Source organism: Streptomyces sp. NBC_01451, assembly GCF_036227485.1.
In the GTDB taxonomy this organism is placed as follows: domain Bacteria; phylum Actinomycetota; class Actinomycetes; order Streptomycetales; family Streptomycetaceae; genus Streptomyces.
This window is the reverse complement of record NZ_CP109479.1, coordinates 9,552,698-9,567,355: the sequence shown is the minus strand read 5'-3', so window position 1 is coordinate 9,567,355 and position 14,658 is coordinate 9,552,698. Positions and strand designations below refer to the sequence as shown.

At 68.6% G+C, this 14,658-nt stretch carries 12 protein-coding genes and 1 pseudogene; 5 read left to right on the top strand and 8 right to left on the bottom strand.

The window, feature by feature from the left end; genetic code table 11:
* Positions 1–83 precede the first annotated feature (83 nt).
* From asnB to OG595_RS42290, 8 genes are all read right to left on the bottom strand, one after another.
* A complete protein-coding gene (asnB, locus tag OG595_RS42325; RefSeq protein ID WP_329281739.1) occupies positions 84–1,940 on the bottom strand; it encodes an asparagine synthase (glutamine-hydrolyzing) in 1,857 nt (618 codons plus the stop codon).
* Between the two features lie 729 nt (positions 1,941–2,669).
* Positions 2,670–3,308: a phenazine biosynthesis FMN-dependent oxidase PhzG gene (gene phzG, locus OG595_RS42320; RefSeq protein ID WP_329281737.1), complete on the bottom strand. Its 639-nt coding sequence runs from the start codon at positions 3,306–3,308 to the stop codon at positions 2,670–2,672.
* 22 nt (positions 3,309–3,330) lie between these two features.
* Positions 3,331–4,161 (bottom strand): PhzF family phenazine biosynthesis protein, encoded by an 831-nt coding sequence (locus tag OG595_RS42315; protein ID WP_329281735.1) that lies wholly within the window; start codon positions 4,159–4,161, stop codon positions 3,331–3,333.
* Between the two features lie 28 nt (positions 4,162–4,189).
* Complete coding sequence (locus tag OG595_RS42310) at positions 4,190–4,519, bottom strand: hypothetical protein (protein ID WP_329281733.1); 330 nt, start codon at positions 4,517–4,519, stop codon at positions 4,190–4,192.
* Positions 4,509–6,428 carry an anthranilate synthase family protein gene (locus OG595_RS42305; protein WP_329281731.1) on the bottom strand — a complete coding sequence of 640 codons (1,920 nt, stop codon included), beginning with the start codon at positions 6,426–6,428 and terminating at the stop codon, positions 4,509–4,511. The genes OG595_RS42310 and OG595_RS42305 overlap by 11 nt, the downstream gene beginning before the upstream one ends.
* On the bottom strand, positions 6,425–7,051 hold the full coding sequence (locus OG595_RS42300; protein ID WP_329281728.1) for an isochorismatase family protein: 627 nt from the start codon (positions 7,049–7,051) through the stop codon (positions 6,425–6,427). The genes OG595_RS42305 and OG595_RS42300 overlap by 4 nt, the downstream gene beginning before the upstream one ends.
* A 345-nt stretch (positions 7,052–7,396) precedes the next feature.
* Positions 7,397–8,404, bottom strand: coding sequence for a methyltransferase (locus OG595_RS42295; RefSeq protein ID WP_329281725.1), 1,008 nt, complete (start codon positions 8,402–8,404; stop codon positions 7,397–7,399).
* A 723-nt stretch (positions 8,405–9,127) separates the two neighbouring features.
* Positions 9,128–9,796, bottom strand: coding sequence for a DUF4232 domain-containing protein (locus tag OG595_RS42290; RefSeq protein ID WP_329281723.1), 669 nt, complete (start codon positions 9,794–9,796; stop codon positions 9,128–9,130).
* A gap of 140 nt (positions 9,797–9,936) precedes the next feature.
* Between OG595_RS42290 and OG595_RS42285 the strand changes: the two are divergent.
* The 5 genes and pseudogenes from OG595_RS42285 to OG595_RS42265 form a co-directional block, all read left to right on the top strand.
* A pseudogene (locus tag OG595_RS42285) lies at positions 9,937–10,251 on the top strand (hypothetical protein); the annotation flags it as partial.
* A gap of 408 nt (positions 10,252–10,659) precedes the next feature.
* The gene (biuH, locus tag OG595_RS42280; RefSeq protein ID WP_329281721.1) at positions 10,660–11,301 is read left to right on the top strand and encodes a biuret amidohydrolase; all 642 of its coding nucleotides are present in this window, start codon (positions 10,660–10,662) and stop codon (positions 11,299–11,301) included.
* 121 nt (positions 11,302–11,422) lie between these two features.
* Complete coding sequence (locus OG595_RS42275; RefSeq protein WP_329281719.1) at positions 11,423–12,163, top strand: cysteine hydrolase family protein; 741 nt, start codon at positions 11,423–11,425, stop codon at positions 12,161–12,163.
* A gap of 157 nt (positions 12,164–12,320) precedes the next feature.
* Entirely contained in the window at positions 12,321–14,057 is a 1,737-nt protein-coding gene (locus tag OG595_RS42270) for a regulator (protein WP_329281717.1), read from the top strand.
* Between the two features lie 94 nt (positions 14,058–14,151).
* On the top strand, positions 14,152–14,568 hold the full coding sequence (locus OG595_RS42265) for an AtzH-like domain-containing protein (RefSeq protein ID WP_329281715.1): 417 nt from the start codon (positions 14,152–14,154) through the stop codon (positions 14,566–14,568).
* Positions 14,569–14,658 lie beyond the last annotated feature (90 nt).

Here is a 14,658-nt window from a genome sequence, read left to right as displayed (position 1 = left end):
CCCGCCGCTGCCTGTGACCGTGTCCGTTCGCAGGCAGCGGCGGTGCTGTCTCGGAGCCGTCCGCAATCGACCGGAACTCGGTGTCAGAGGCGGAGTTCGGGGCGGTAGATGTCCAGCCAGGTGCTCAGGTCGAGCACGCGCTCCATGCCGTTGCGGACGTGGACCGGCATGGAGGCCGGGTCCTGCTGTGTGATGTCCTGCAGCCAGCCGCGATCGACCAGGCCGAAGACCGGGTCGTCGGTCGTGAGCAGTTCCTTGGACTGCTGCAGCAGCGCGCTGTTGTAGTGCGGGTCCAGGGTGGCGGGGTAGGAACTCTTCACCCGGTTCAGCACCGATTCGGGCAGCAGGTCGGCCGTCGCGGCGCGGAGCAGGCTCTTCTCCCGGCCGTCGAAGGTCTTGAACGACCACGGGGTGTTGTAGACGTACTCCACGAGGCGGTGGTCGCAGAAGGGGACCCGGACCTCAAGACCGACGGCCATGCTGATCCTGTCCTTGCGCTCCAGGAGCATCCGGACGAACCGCGTCAGGTGCAGGTGGCACATCACCCGCATCCGCATCTCGTGGTCGCTCTCGCCCTCGGCCCTCTCGACCTCGCCGACCGCGTCGGAGTAGCGGTCGCGGATGTAGGCGGGCAGGTCGAGGGCGGCGGTGACGTCGGCGTTGAACCGGTCCGACGACTGGGCCTGCGGGCCGGTGACGAAGACGTCCATCCAGGGGAAGGTCTGCGCGGCCTGGACCTCCGGCTGATGGAACCACTGGTAACCGCCGAAGACCTCGTCGGCGGACTCGCCGGACAGGGCGACCGTGGACTGCTGCCGGACGGCCTGGAACAGCTGGTAGAGCGAGGTGTCCACGTTCCCGAAGCTGAACGGACTGTCCCGTGCGGTGATGACGGCGCGGCGCACGTCCGGGTCGGCGATCGAGGCGTGGTCGAGCGCGATGGTCTCGTGCTGCGAGCCGACGTGCGCGGCCACCTCGAGCGCGTACGGGGCGTCCATCGTGCCACGCGATACCTCGGCGACGAAGTGGTCCTTCCGCCCGACGAAGTCCACCGAGAAGCTGCGCACCTTCTCACCGGGCTCGCCGTGCTCCCCCGGCCGGCCCAGCTTGGCGGCGGCCAGCGCGGTGATCGCGCTGGAGTCCAGACCGCCGGAGAGCAGGGTGCAGCGCGGGACGTCGGAGACCAGCTGGCGGCTGACGATGTCCTCGAGCAGTTCGCGCACGGTGGCGACGGTGGTCTTCAGGTCGTCGGTGTGCGGACGGGTGGGCAGCGTCCAGTAGCGGTGCTCTCGCAGGCCGGAGCGGTCGACGGTGACCAGGCCGCCCGGGAGCACCTCGCGCATTCCGCACCACAACGCGCTGCCCGGCGTCTGGGTGAGGCTGATCAGCTCCCGCAGCCCGGCCAGGTCGACCGCGCGGTCCGCCAGCGGGTTGGCGAGGATCGTCTTCGGCTCGGAGCCGAACATCACCCCGTCACCGGTGCTGGAGTAGTAGAGCGGCTTGACGCCCATCCGGTCGCGGATCATCACGAGCTTCTCGACCCGGGAGTCCCAGACGGCGAACGCGAACATGCCGTTGAGGCGTTCAGCGACAGCCTCGCCCCACTCCAGGTAGCCGTAGAGCACGACCTCGGTGTCGCTGCGGGTCTCGAACCGGTGCCCCCGGCGGATCAACTCGTTCCTGAGTTCCGTGTAGTTGTAGACCTCACCGCTGTAGGTGAGCGCCACCGGGCCGTCGTCGGTGGGCACCACCATGGGCTGGATGCCGCCTTCGAGGTCGATGACCGCCAGCCTCCGATGACCGAGCGCCGCGTGCCGGTCGAGCCAGGCACCTCCGGCGTCCGGGCCCCGACAGGCCATGGTCCCCGTCATCGCGTCAAGCTGCGTGCGCTGCTGAGTCAGATCCCGGTCGAACGAGACCCAGCCCGTAATTCCACACATCGACTTACCTTTCTTCCTCTTGAGTACATGATCCAGAGCACGGTCAGGGTTTGAGCTGGTCCGCATGCCAGCCGGAACCGTCACGCTCGTAACGCAGTCTCTGGTGCGACCGGTCTTCCGCTTGGCCTGCCAGAAATCGACAGACGCCGACTCCAGCAGACAGCCCAGCCGATGGGCCGGGCGGCCCACAGGGCGTCGGAATCCTTGTCGATCAGCGACCAGGTCGGGCAGCTCACCCTCTCTTGGCGGTCGACCTCACGCCGGTAGAAGACGCGCGGGGCCCAGCCCGTTTCGGCCGGCTCCCGGCCCTTGTGGCTGTCGGCGTGGCTGGCGGACACCGGAGCCGCGCGGCGCACCGCAAGCATGTGCGCGATTCGGTTGAGGGCGTGGCCGCGGGTGTCGACGGAGGCCGGCGCCAGCGCGCCCGGCTCGCGCCCGGCCTTCGAGACGGAGAGTCCGGCACAGCCGGCACCTTTGTCGCGTTGTCCATCACGGGCTACTCCTTTTGTGTGGGGAACGGTGGTGTGCCGAGGGGGGCGGCTGGTGCCGGGCGGACTGGCAGGACCTGGCCGCTGGCCTACGCGCGTGGGTGGGGCCACGCCGTACGCCGGGCCGGGAGGTTCACTACGGCGACGCGGCACCATTGGCGGCTTTGGCATCCGGCCCCGTGGCCGTCGCGCCTGGCGGACTCCGGGGCCGCCGACAGCTCGGGCCTTGTCGTCGAACTCCCTAAGGCTGCAGCCTGTTTGTGCGCCAGCCGTCGCCGTGACGGTCGTAGCGCAGCCTGCGGTGCAGCCTGTCCGGCTCCGCGCTCCAGAATTCGACGGCTGCCGGGCACAGCCGGTATCCGGCGAACCGAGCCGGGCGAGGCAACGCCGTACCCGTGGCCGACAGCCGCTCGGCCTCGGCGCGCAGGGCCGCGGCGTCCTCGAGCAGCTCGCTCTGCCGGGACGCCGCCGACATGGCGTGAAGGGGGACCGGGCGACCGAACCACAGGGCATTCGACTCGGCATCGGACATCTGCGCCACGGGGCCGGAGAGGATCAGCTGCTGGCCCGTCTCGCGCCAGTAGAGCACGCCGGACGCCCAGCCCGTGGCGGACAGCTCGCGGCCCTTCCGGCTGGTGCTGTGGCTGGTGAACACCAGGCCCTGCTCGGTCGTTTCGAGGACGGCGACGATCCGGTTGGAGGAGCGGCCCTCGGCGTCCGCAGTGGCCAGCGCCAGCGCGCGCGGTTCCCGGACACCGTGCGCGACGGCCTGCTCGATCCATTGCCTCACGAGTGCCATCGGTTCCGGTGGTGGTGCCTCGTATTCGGGGAAGTCGAGACCGGTCTCACCGGTCAGGCTCTCCAGCCTGCTGGTACCCATCACAACCTCTCTCTCGCGCCATTCACACGTAGATGACGCCGCGTGCGACGACAACGCCGTTGCCGCCCACCCGGACGTCGTCGACGCGGTCTCCCGAACCATGGGCGGTGGCGAACATGTAGGAAGGGCGGCCCATGTCGGCCCCCTGGAGGATTTCGATCTCCTGCCCGTACTCGGCGAGCCCGTGCCGGGCGAGGTGGATGGCGAGCGGTCCCGCCGCGGAGCCCGTGGCCGCGTCCTCGACCACGCCGTAGGCCGGCGAGAACATCCGCGTACGCCAGTGAGTGCCGCTGCCGGCGAAGCAGTTGGCGGCCATGTCGGGGAACTGGGCCAGGGCGCGGTGGTCGGGGTCGAGAGCGGACAGCGCGGCCACGGTCGGCAGTCCCACGAAGATGTGGCGGGGTCCGTTGTGGTAGATCTCCACCGGTACGGTCGACGACTCGACCCCCAACGCCTGAATGAGCTCCTTGACCCGCTCGTACGGCTTCCATGTCGGCACCGGCTGCCGCATCCGGACGGCTACTCCCCCGTCGTCGCAGAACTCGAACGGGATGATGCCCATGGCTGTCTCCAGACGCAGGGTGTCCGTTTTCTTGACCTCGCCGAGAGCCACGGCCGTTCCGAGCAACGGATGACCGGCAAACGGCAGTTCGTTGACCGGTGTGAAGATCCGGATCCGGGCGTCTGCGCCCTGTTGGGCGGAGAGCACGAAGGTGACCTCCGACAGGTTCATCTCCTTGGCCATGCGCTGCATCTGGTCGCTGGTGAGGTCGTCGGCGTCGAAGAAGACGGCCACGGGGTTGCCTTCCAGCGGAGTGCGGGAGAAGGCGTCCACGACCACGTACTCGTGCATGAGGGTCTCCGTAGTGTGTGAGTTGGCCCTACGCCGTGAACACCGGGCCGGTCCCGTGGAGGGCGGCCACCGCGTGCGCGCCCTCCACGACGGCTTCGGCGGTGAAGACCGAACGGTGGGTCGGCGGATAGCCGATCAGTTCGGACGCCCGGTTCGGCGGAAGGACTTGGGGCCGGTCGCCCTCCCACACCATCACCGCGCCCCACCGGTTGCGGTCACGGTCCGCCATCCAGAACTTCAGCCGCAACCCGCGGACACCGGCCCACTGTTCGACCGCGTCCTGGCGCAGGTGCTCCCGGAGCGAGCCGATGGTCGCGGAGGACTGGCCCAGGTCCCACCACACGATGTCAAGCCTCATGACCCAGCGCCCTCCGGATCGAGTCGGCCACGATGCGGGGCCCATCTACGGTGAGCACCGACTCGGCGTGGAACTGCATCGAGGTAAAACGGGGGCCGCACAGGGCGTGCACCTCACAGGTCAGTGGGTCACGGCTGATCTCCACCGGTCCGACGCCGTCGATGTGGCGCCGGTCCTCGGTGCTGCGGGCCGCGAACGTGTTGTAGAACCCCACCTGCTCCCGCGCGCCGAACAGGTCGATCTCCCGCTGCACGCCCTGGTTGGGTGCGTTACGTCGTACCAGGTCCAGTCCCAGCCTCCTGCTGAGCACCTGGTGGCTCAGACAGACGGCGACGAAGGGCCGCCGTTCGGCCAGGAGTTCGTCGACCAACGACCGCAGGCGAAGGATCTTCGGATCGTCGTCCGCGCGGGGATCGCCGGGGCCCGGGCCCACGACCACGAGGTCGTACCCGTCGAGCGTGGCGTCGTCGAAGCGCTGGATCGCCACTTGCAGTCCCAGCGCGTCCAGTTGCAGGCCCAGCATCGCGGTGAAGGAGTCCTCCGCATCGATCACCAGCGTCTTCAGCCCCGTCAGCCCCGCAGGCCTTACCGACTCGGCCACCGCCGCCCGGTGTGAGGCGTGGTCCTTCAGCCAGAAGCCCGCGATGTCCGCGTTGCGGCGCCGCAACGCGGACACCACCTCCGGGTGTTGTCCGAAGCGGGAGGCGCCGCCGGACTGCAGGGCGGAAACGAGCCCGGAGACCTTGGCGTGGGTCTCGGCCACTTCCGAGAACGGATCGGAATGGCGCACGACTGTGGCACCGACCCCGATCCGCACCTGGCCGCCCGCATCGATGTCGGCGGTGCGGATGAGGATGGCGGAGTCGAGGGTGCGTTCACCGTCCGCGTCCGTACCGATCAGGGCGGCGATCCCGCTGTAGTAGCCCCGCCCCTGCGGCTCGTACCGGCTGATCACACGCGCGGCGCTCTCCAGCGGGCTGCCGGTGACCGTGGGGGCGAACATCGACTCGCGGAGGATGTCGCGTACGTCGAGGTCGGTTCTGCCGTCGATGAAGTACTCGGTGTGGGCCAGCCGCCCCATCTCCTTCAAGTGGGGCCCGGTCACCCGGCCCCCGCGCTCGCAGATCCGCGCCATCATCTTGAGTTCCTCGTCGAGCACCATGTAGAGCTCCTCGGTCTCCTTGCGGTCGGCGAGGAACTCGGCGACGCCCTGCAGGGTGGGCCCGGCGGGCGGGTAGCGGTAGGTGCCGCTGATGGGGTTCATCACGGCCGTTCCGCCGCTCAGCGAGACGTGGCGCTCCGGGGTGGCGCCCACGAAGGTGCGTTCCCCGGTGTGGATGACGAAGGTCCAGTACGTGCCCGGCTCCCGGGCCAGCAGGGCGCAGAAGGCGGACAGCGCATGGCGCGGCGAGTAGTCACTGAGGCAGGCCAGGAAGGACCGCCTGATGACGAAGTTGGCGCCCTCTCCAGCGCCTATCTCGTCCGTGACGATCCGGCGTACGGTCTCGGCGTACTCGTCGTCCGACGTGTCGAAGTGCTGGTCGACCAAGGTGAGCGGTGTCTGTGGGATGCGGGCCAGAAGCTCGGGCACCGTGGCCGTCTGCTGTGCGGTGACGGTCATGGCGAGCAGCGGTTCCCCGTCGTCGGGGGCGGCGAACCCGCGCTCGGTGAGCTGCCGGTAGGGCACCAGCACCAGGACTTCCTGCCGTGGAACCGAAACGTTCGCACCGCTGTCGTGGAGCGGGATGTCGGCCAACGACGGGAGCTGGGACATGTCCCCCACCAGGACGTCGACGGTGGCTGGCGCGGCATGCGCCCCGGGCCGGTGGAGCAGGGCGAACGCGGTCGGCTCCAGGGAGAGAACGCGGTCGAGCGGGGTGCGGTCGGGGTTCTCGGTCGGCGCGCTCATGCCTGGAACACCTCGTCGGTCAGGACGACCGTCCCGCAGCGCCGAGCCGTGTAGTCCAGGGCCAGTCGGTGGTCGTCCTCGCAGAAGTCACCGGTGGCGTCCGCGACCAGGAACGGCTGGATGTCGTTGGTGAACGCCTCCAGTGCGGTGGCCAGCACACCGACATGCGCGTATACACCGCAGAGCACGAGCTGGTCGCGGCCGGCTGCCCGCATGCGCTCCAGTAGATCCGAGCGGAAGAAGGCGCTGTAGCGCCATTTGGTCAGGCGCCAGTCGTCGGCGGCAGGCGCGAGCTCGGGCACGACCGCCCGGTCTTCCGGATCCGTGCGCATACCCTGTCCCCAGAAGTCCTTGAGCAGGCCGCGCTCCTGCTCGGTCATCCCGCCGGACTGCGCCGTGTAGACCACCGGCACCCCCTCGGCCACACAGCGCTTACGCAGGGTGGCGGCATTGTCGATGATCTCGGCGCGCAGCGGGTCGGGGAAGTTCCTGAGGAAGTAGCGCTGCATGTCGTGGATGAGAAGGACCGCCCGTCGGGGGTCAGCAGTCCACTGGGTGACGTTCTCGGGAACGCTCGCTCTGGTGGGCAGGGGGTACGAACGGATGGGGGGTATGCCCTTCATAGTCGGCTTCTTCCGAGAGAGGGAGGATCATCCGGGCGTGGCGGGGTGCAACTCCGGGACACGAGGAGGGGATACGTCGGGGACGCCCCCGTGTCGCCGAGCCGCCACGGCAGCGGGCACGTCGTGCTCGGGTGCGTGGGCGGGCTGGTTCGCCAGAAGTGGGGGCCCAAAAATGGAGGAGAGGTAGGCGGTGGACGAGCATGCCGACGCATGCACAATGTGTGTGGCCGTGTTGTCGGGCGCGATCCGTGGCAGCAGCGGACCGCGCCGTCGGCCCTGCGGATGTGGTGCGGGAACGCAGGGACCGGTGGGTGGCGCGGTGCTGCCAGGGACCGCGGCGGGGAGTCAGGCGCGCGGTGCGGCGATGAGCGCGGTGGTCTCCATCGGAAGCCCGGCGATCCGTTCGATGTCCAGGCCCGCCCGGTCCAGCAGGGACCGGAACCGATCGACGGAACGGTGTCCGCCACCGGTCGTCATCAGCAGGTGCAGGTCCCACAGCGCGGGCAGCACGGTGGAGCCGTTGTCCACCACCATGCGGTCCATGACCAGTAGCCTGGAGGAGGGGCTGGTCATTGCGCGGCGGCAGTGCTCGAAGGCCGCGACGGCATCTTCGTCGGACCAGCCGGCCAGCACCCGGCAGAAGATGTAGACGTCGCCACCCTCCGGCACTGACGTGAACATGTCTCCGCCGAAGAGCTCGACCCGGTCCAGGCCGACCGTTCCCGCCAGGTACTCGCGGGCGATCGGGACGACGTGATCGCGGTCGATCAGTTTCCCGCGGGCGTCCGGGGCCGCTTCAAGGATCACCGAGAGCAGGTGCCCGTTGCCACCACCGCAGTCCACCACCGTCTTGCCGGAAAAGTCGAAGATCTCCGGTACGTGGTCGAAGAAGAGGTTGCCCGCCTTCATGGTCCGCTGGAACCGGTCGGCCAGGTCCGGGTGGCTGTCGAGGTGGCGATAGAGCGGCTCACCGTAGGCCAGCTCGAACCCTGCTGTCGATGTGCGGAAGCACTCTGCGGCCTGCCCCCAGGCGGTGTAGAACTCCTCGCCGTACAGCAGACACATGTCGCGCATCGTCCCGGGCCGATCGAGCAGTGCGGTGCTCACCGGGGTGTTGCGGTAACCCGTCTCCGGGCTCCACTCGAACACCCCCATCGCCACCAGCAGCCGCATCAGACGGTTGATGCCCCGCTCCTCCACCCCCGCCGCCTCGGCGAGTTCGCCATCGCGAGACAGGCCGACTTCGATGTGATCGGGCAGTCTGAACTTCGCTGCCGCGTAGACGGCCTGTGCGCGCCACCCACCGGTTACGAGTTCGACCACTTCCTGCACGGCCTTCAGATCCTGTTTCATTTGTGAACTCTCCAGGCTGTCGGAACCCTGTGACTGGCCCTATCCATCGCCTTGCATGAATTTCACCGCTCACTGCCTTGTGATGAATTCACCGGCGTGGAGCACGCCTCCAAATCATGTGAGCACCGCACCCACGCGACAACCCCAGAAAATCTCGCAAGAAATGAGGGGTTGCGGAGGTGGCCCGGCTACCCGGCGAGGGCAAGCTGTACCTCACATCCGTCCACGATGCCTTCTCCCGCCGCGCTCTGGGCTGCAGATGGCGATCAACGACCGGCCCCAGCAAGACCCTCGGTTTGCGAACGCCGGGCGAGGTCTTCGAAGAGCAGCTACGCTCGCGGCAACAGCCCGGTGTTGCAACGACCAATTGAACTCGCCGAATACACCTCTGAGGCGTTCCAGCAGGTGTGTAGCCGCTGGGGCGTGGTGCATTCGATGCGGAGCGTCGAGTCGGCGCTGGACAACGCCGATGTTCAACCGTGTCGCCGACAGCCGCCATGGTCGTGTGACCTCCCCCTGAGTGGTGGACACGCCGATACTGGATCTGCTTGATCCGGAGGAAGCGATGAGACCGCCGATGGCGATGAAGGCACCCTCAGGATCACCAGCCTCAACACGGCCTCGAAGCCTATCGATCAAGGGCACGTCACATCACAGCAGGGCGAACGTTGCCTGATACGGCACGAGACATCGTCCTGCTGCGCGCGCTGCTGCTGGAATCGGTCACGAGGGCCTGACCGCCGTTACGGCGGTGACGCTCACGGTGTCGTCGCACTCGGCGAACTGCCCGTCGTCCAGGGCCACCTGGTGCGCCCCGGAACCCGGCAGCCGGACGACCATCGTGGGATACACCACGGGCGCCGAACCGGACACGCAGTATCCGTCGGCTTCTCCCTGCACCTGCACGAACGTCAGCTTTACCCACGCCCTGCCACCGGGGGCCACCTTCACGGGCGCCGCGGCTCCGGTCGGATTGACAGTGAGCGGCACGTTCATCTCGGGAGAGCCGTTCCCGGCGCCGGCCACCGTGGGGTGCCCCTTGAGGAGGCACGTCCGTCCGGACACGTTGGTGAACTCGACGACGGCCGCCCCGGTCCCCGTACCGGCCGGCCGCACGGCGGCCTGACGGGCGGTCGCCTCCAGACTGCTCGCCGAACAGGTCGCCGCCGAACCACCCGGAGCTGATGCGGACGACTCGGGCGCGGAGGACGTGGGCCGGGAGACGGAGGGCGCCGAGGAGGAGACCGCTGAGCTGACGGCCCCGGACGGCGTGACGCTGCCGACTCCGGTGTCCGCACCGACCCCACCGGGCTGACATCCCGCCGCCGCCAGCGCTGCCGCGCCTACGACGACCGCCACCGCCGAACCGCGCATTCCGTTCACGTACCGCATGCTGTCCCCCGAGTCCCAGATATCCGGAGCACGGCTCCTCGCCGCCCCCGTCGAACCAGACAGGACCGTGGAGCCAGCAGTTCTCCCTCACTCCGACCTGTGACCCACCAGTGACGAAATATGGTCACAACCACCCTGGAAGCGCTGCAGACAGAGCTCCTGCCCCTCGGCTTTCAGACCGAGGGCGCCGTTCTTGCGCGCTGGACGCATCGGTTCGGTCTCGTTGCCCTTCGGCCTGGCTCCTGCCGCTGTCGGTGGGGATGGCCACGGTCGCCTGACTGCTGAGCGGATCCTCCGTCCGCACGGTCGCCGTCCTCGTCGTGGCGCCCCCCCTGCCCACTGTTGCTCGCCGCACCGGTCGCCGTCACTTCCGGACTGTCGCGGTGTCATCGTCCGGGACGGCGGAGCGCTGGAACTCCTGGGCCCCGCGCACCCTGGTGATCGACAAGACCGGCATCGCGGTGATCCTCCTCGCCGCGTCCGTGCACGACAATGCCGTCGGCATCGCGCTGTTGGACAAGGTCGCCGCCGACACGGATGCCGTTCGGACGGCCCTGACCGGCCCAGGCTGCCGCTGCGCACGCTGGAGGGCGTAGTCGTTCCGTAAAGAAGCTCTGGCGCTGGGTCCTGCGCGCACCCGTGGCCGCGTCATTTCTCCGTAACGCGGCGATCGTCCGGCCGAAACTAATTTCCACATAATCACCATGTACGGAATGGCAGAAATGTTGTGGCTACTTTCCCATGCACCGCTTCACCGGTTTGGGGTGTCAATGGCTGACAGTACGCTCATAAGCCCGCAAAATCCGACAGCAATCGTCGGCCCGGTCACCGCGAAGCCCTACGCGTGGCCGTACGACACATCTGTGCCTGCCGACCGCGTCGCCGTGCTCTGCATCGACTGGCAGACGGACTTCTGTGGACCCGGCGGTTACGTGGACACGATGGGATACGACATCTCGCTGACCCGGGCCGGGCTCCCGGCGACGCAGAAGCTGCTCGCGCACGCCCGCAGCACGGGCATGCTCGTGGTCCACACCCGCGAGGGACACGCCCCCGATCTGGCGGACCTGCCGGCGAACAAGCGCTGGCGGTCCGCGCAGATCGGCGCCGAGATCGGCGCCGCCGGACCGTGCGGCCGCATTCTGGTCCGGGGGGAACCCGGCTGGGAGATCGTGCCCGAAGTGGCCCCGCTTCCCGGCGAGGTGATCGTGGACAAGCCGGGCAAGGGGGCGTTCTACGCCACCAACCTCGACCTCGTACTGCGCACCCGGGGCATCACACATCTGGTCCTCACCGGCATCACCACGGATGTGTGCGTCCACACCACCATGCGCGAGGCCAACGACCGCGGGTACGAATGCCTGATCCTCTCCGACTGCACCGGCGCGACGGACCCTTCGAACCATGAAGCCGCGCTGCACATGGTGACCATGCAGGGCGGCGTCTTCGGATGCGTCTCCACCGCCGACGACCTGATCGCCGCCACGACTGAGCCCACCTCCTGAGCCGACCCACCGGACGGGCCCCTGCACCGCTCGAACAGTCCTGCACATCCGGGTGCATGCTCCGAATCCGTCCGAGCCGACCGCGTCGAATCCCATTCCCCTCGACGAAAGCAGGCACTCCATGGCAGTCCCAGAATCGCTCAGTGTCGAGGCCGCCCCCTACCCGTTCCCCTTCGACCCCGCCGAGACGGCGCTCGTTCTCATCGACATGCAGCGGGACTTCCTCGAACCCGGCGGATTCGGCGAGAGCCTGGGCAACGACGTGAAACAACTACGGAGAACCATCGCTCCACTGCGGGCCGTACTCGACGCCTGCCGCGCCGCGGGCATGACGGTCATACACACCCGCGAAGGGCACCTGCCGGACTTGTCCGACTGTCCCCCCAGCAAGCTCCTGCGCGGAAACCCCAGCATGCGCATCGGCGACCCGGGCCCAAAGGGCCGGATACTGGTCCGCGGCGAGGAGGGACACGACATCATCGAGGAGCTCTACCCGGTGGCGGGCGAACCGGTGATCGACAAGCCGGGCAAAGGCGCCTTCTATGCCACCGGCTTCGGCGACCTGCTCACCGCCCGCGGCATCCGCTGGCTCGTCGTCACCGGCGTCACCACCGAAGTGTGTGTGCACACGACGGTCCGCGAAGCCAACGACCGTGGCTACGAGTGCCTGGTGCTGTCGGACTGCGTCGGCTCGTACTTCCCTCAATTCCAGCAGGCGGGCCTGGAGATGGTGGCCGCGCAGGGCGGCATCTTCGGCTGGACAGCGGAGTCGGCCGCGTTCCTGGCGGCACTGGCCACCGCATCGCCCACTGGTCCCGACACTCCGGAAACCGTCCGCGAACCGGCGCGCCAGCCGCTCTGACATGGCCGCGGACCAACGTCGCGGCCACACGCGCGCCACGCCCCCGACCGAACCGACCGCACCGCCACCTCAGCGGTGCCTCGGTCCGTCAACACCCCGCTACCCGGCGCACCCCGCGCCATGACCACCGCTCCACCCGACGAAGGGTGATCCCAGCATGCTGTCGCTCCGCCGCACCGCCCTCACCGAGAAAAGACCCATGCCCCTCCCCCTGTGGGTACGGGGCGACACCAACGCGTTCTTCGGACTGGCCGTCAACGTCCTGGTCAATGTGCTCACTTTGACCGGTCTATGCCTGGGAGTCCTCAAGATTCCCGACGACGACGTCTTCCACACCATCCTGCCGGCGCTGGGCATCGCCCTGATCGCGGGCAACATCTACTACGCCTACCTCGGACGCAGACTCGCGCTGCGGGAGGGCCGGCAGGACGTCACCGCGATGCCCTACGGGCCGAGCGTGCCGCACATGTTCATCGTCGTGTTCGTCATCATGCTGCCGATCTACCTCAAGACCAAGGATCCGCTGCTGGCCTGGAAGGCCGGTATCGCCTGGGCCTTCATCATCGGCGTGATCGTCATCATCGGGGCCTTCATCGGCCCCTACATACGCCGCTACGCGCCCCGGGCAGCTCTGCTCGGCACCCTCGCCGGTATCTCTGTCTCCTTCATCTCCATGCGGCCAGCCGGCCAGATGTGGGACAACCTGTGGATCGCCCTGCCGGTCTTCCTGCTGCTCCTGATCGGTCTCATGACCGATCTGAAACTGCCCGGCAACATCCCCATCGGGCTCGCCGCGCTGCTGGTGGGCACCGCCATCGGCTGGGCCGGCGGGGCAATGGACGGCTCTGCGGTCTCAGCGGCGGCCGACGACATCACCCTCGCTCTCCCGGGCCTCCACTTCGGCACGCTGTTCTCCGGCCTCTCGGACGTCGCACCGCTGCTCGCCACCGCCATCCCGCTGGGTGTCTACAACTTCACCGAGGGCATGAGCAACGTCGAGAGCGCCGCCGCCGCCGGTGACAACTACAACCTGCGTTCGGTACTGCTGGCCGACGGCGCGGGCGCCGTCATCGGCTCCGCGCTGGGCTCTCCCTTCCCGCCCGCTGTGTATGTCGGTCACCCCGGGTGGAAGAAGGCCGGCGGGCGCACCGGCTACTCGCTGGCCACCGGCGCGGTCATCGCCCTGATGTGCTTCCTGGGCATGTTCGGTCTGTTGGGCGCGATCTTCCCGGTCGCCGCGATTGTGCCCATCCTGCTCTACATCGGCCTGCTCATCGGCGCCCAGGCCTTCCAGCTTTCACCCAAGGCACACGCCGCGGCCGTGGTCGCGGCACTTGTGCCGAACCTGGCCTCCTGGGCCGTCGGCCAGATCGACAACGCCCTCGCGGCCGCCGGCACCAGCGCGACCAAGGTCGGCGAGGCCGGTCTGGAGTCGTCCGGTGTCGTGTACCACGGGCTGATGGTCCTCGGGCAGGGCGCGATCCTGGCGGGCCTGATCCTGGGCGCGCTCGTCGCGTTCGTCATCGACAAACGGTTCGTCCCGGCGGCAGGGGTGGCCCTGGCCGGAGCGGCGCTCTCCTTCATCGGGCTCATCCACGCCCCGAAGATCGACTGGAACGCCAGCGGGAGCGTCAGCCTCGGTTACCTCTTCGCCGCCGTACTGTGCGGAACCTTCGCTCTGACCCGGCCGGCACCCCGCGAGCCGGACGCCGAGGAGCTGGCACTCGAGCGGCTGCACGGCGGCGGCTCCTCCACGGCTGCGGCGCCAGAGCCGGCGAACAAGCAAGGACCTGACCCGGTCCCGGAAACTGTGCCGGCCGGCGCTGACGCCGCCGTCCTGCCGGACGAGGCCACCATGGCCGCCGAGCCGGACAAATCGGCGGCCACCGACTGACGATGGCTCACCACAGCTGAGGACGGCTGAAGGCGACTTCCGTGCGGCCGGGTGACCACCTGGCTGCACGGGCGCGCGAGGACAGATCGAACCCATGACGAACGGAGAGCGGATGGATGTGGACCTGCCACAGACGGTCGCCGAAGTGACGGCGGCCTTCGTCGGCTACGAGGAAGCCCTGGTCACCGACGACCACGAAGGCATCACCGGGTACTTCTGGACCTCACCCGACACGGTCCGGTTCGGCATCGCCGATCGGCAGGCCGGGATCGAGGAAATCCGGGACTGGCGACGGCAACAACCGCCGTTTCCCCCGGGCAGAAAACTCTTCGACACCAGAATCAGCACGTTCGGGACCGACTACGCGGTGGTCACCACGCTGTTCGCCTATCCCGGGGGTGACGCCGTCGGCCGCCAGACGCAGTCGTGGACCCGTTTCCCCGTCGGCTGGCGCATCGTCAGCGCCCATGTGTCGGAGGTGCCGGACGAGAACTCCCGGCCGAGCGCGTGAAAGGCCTCGGCTGCCATGCCGCCGAGACGGGCCGCCTGACACCTCGCCGGGCACGGTGACCGGATCGCCTCACTCCCAGTGCGACGGCGG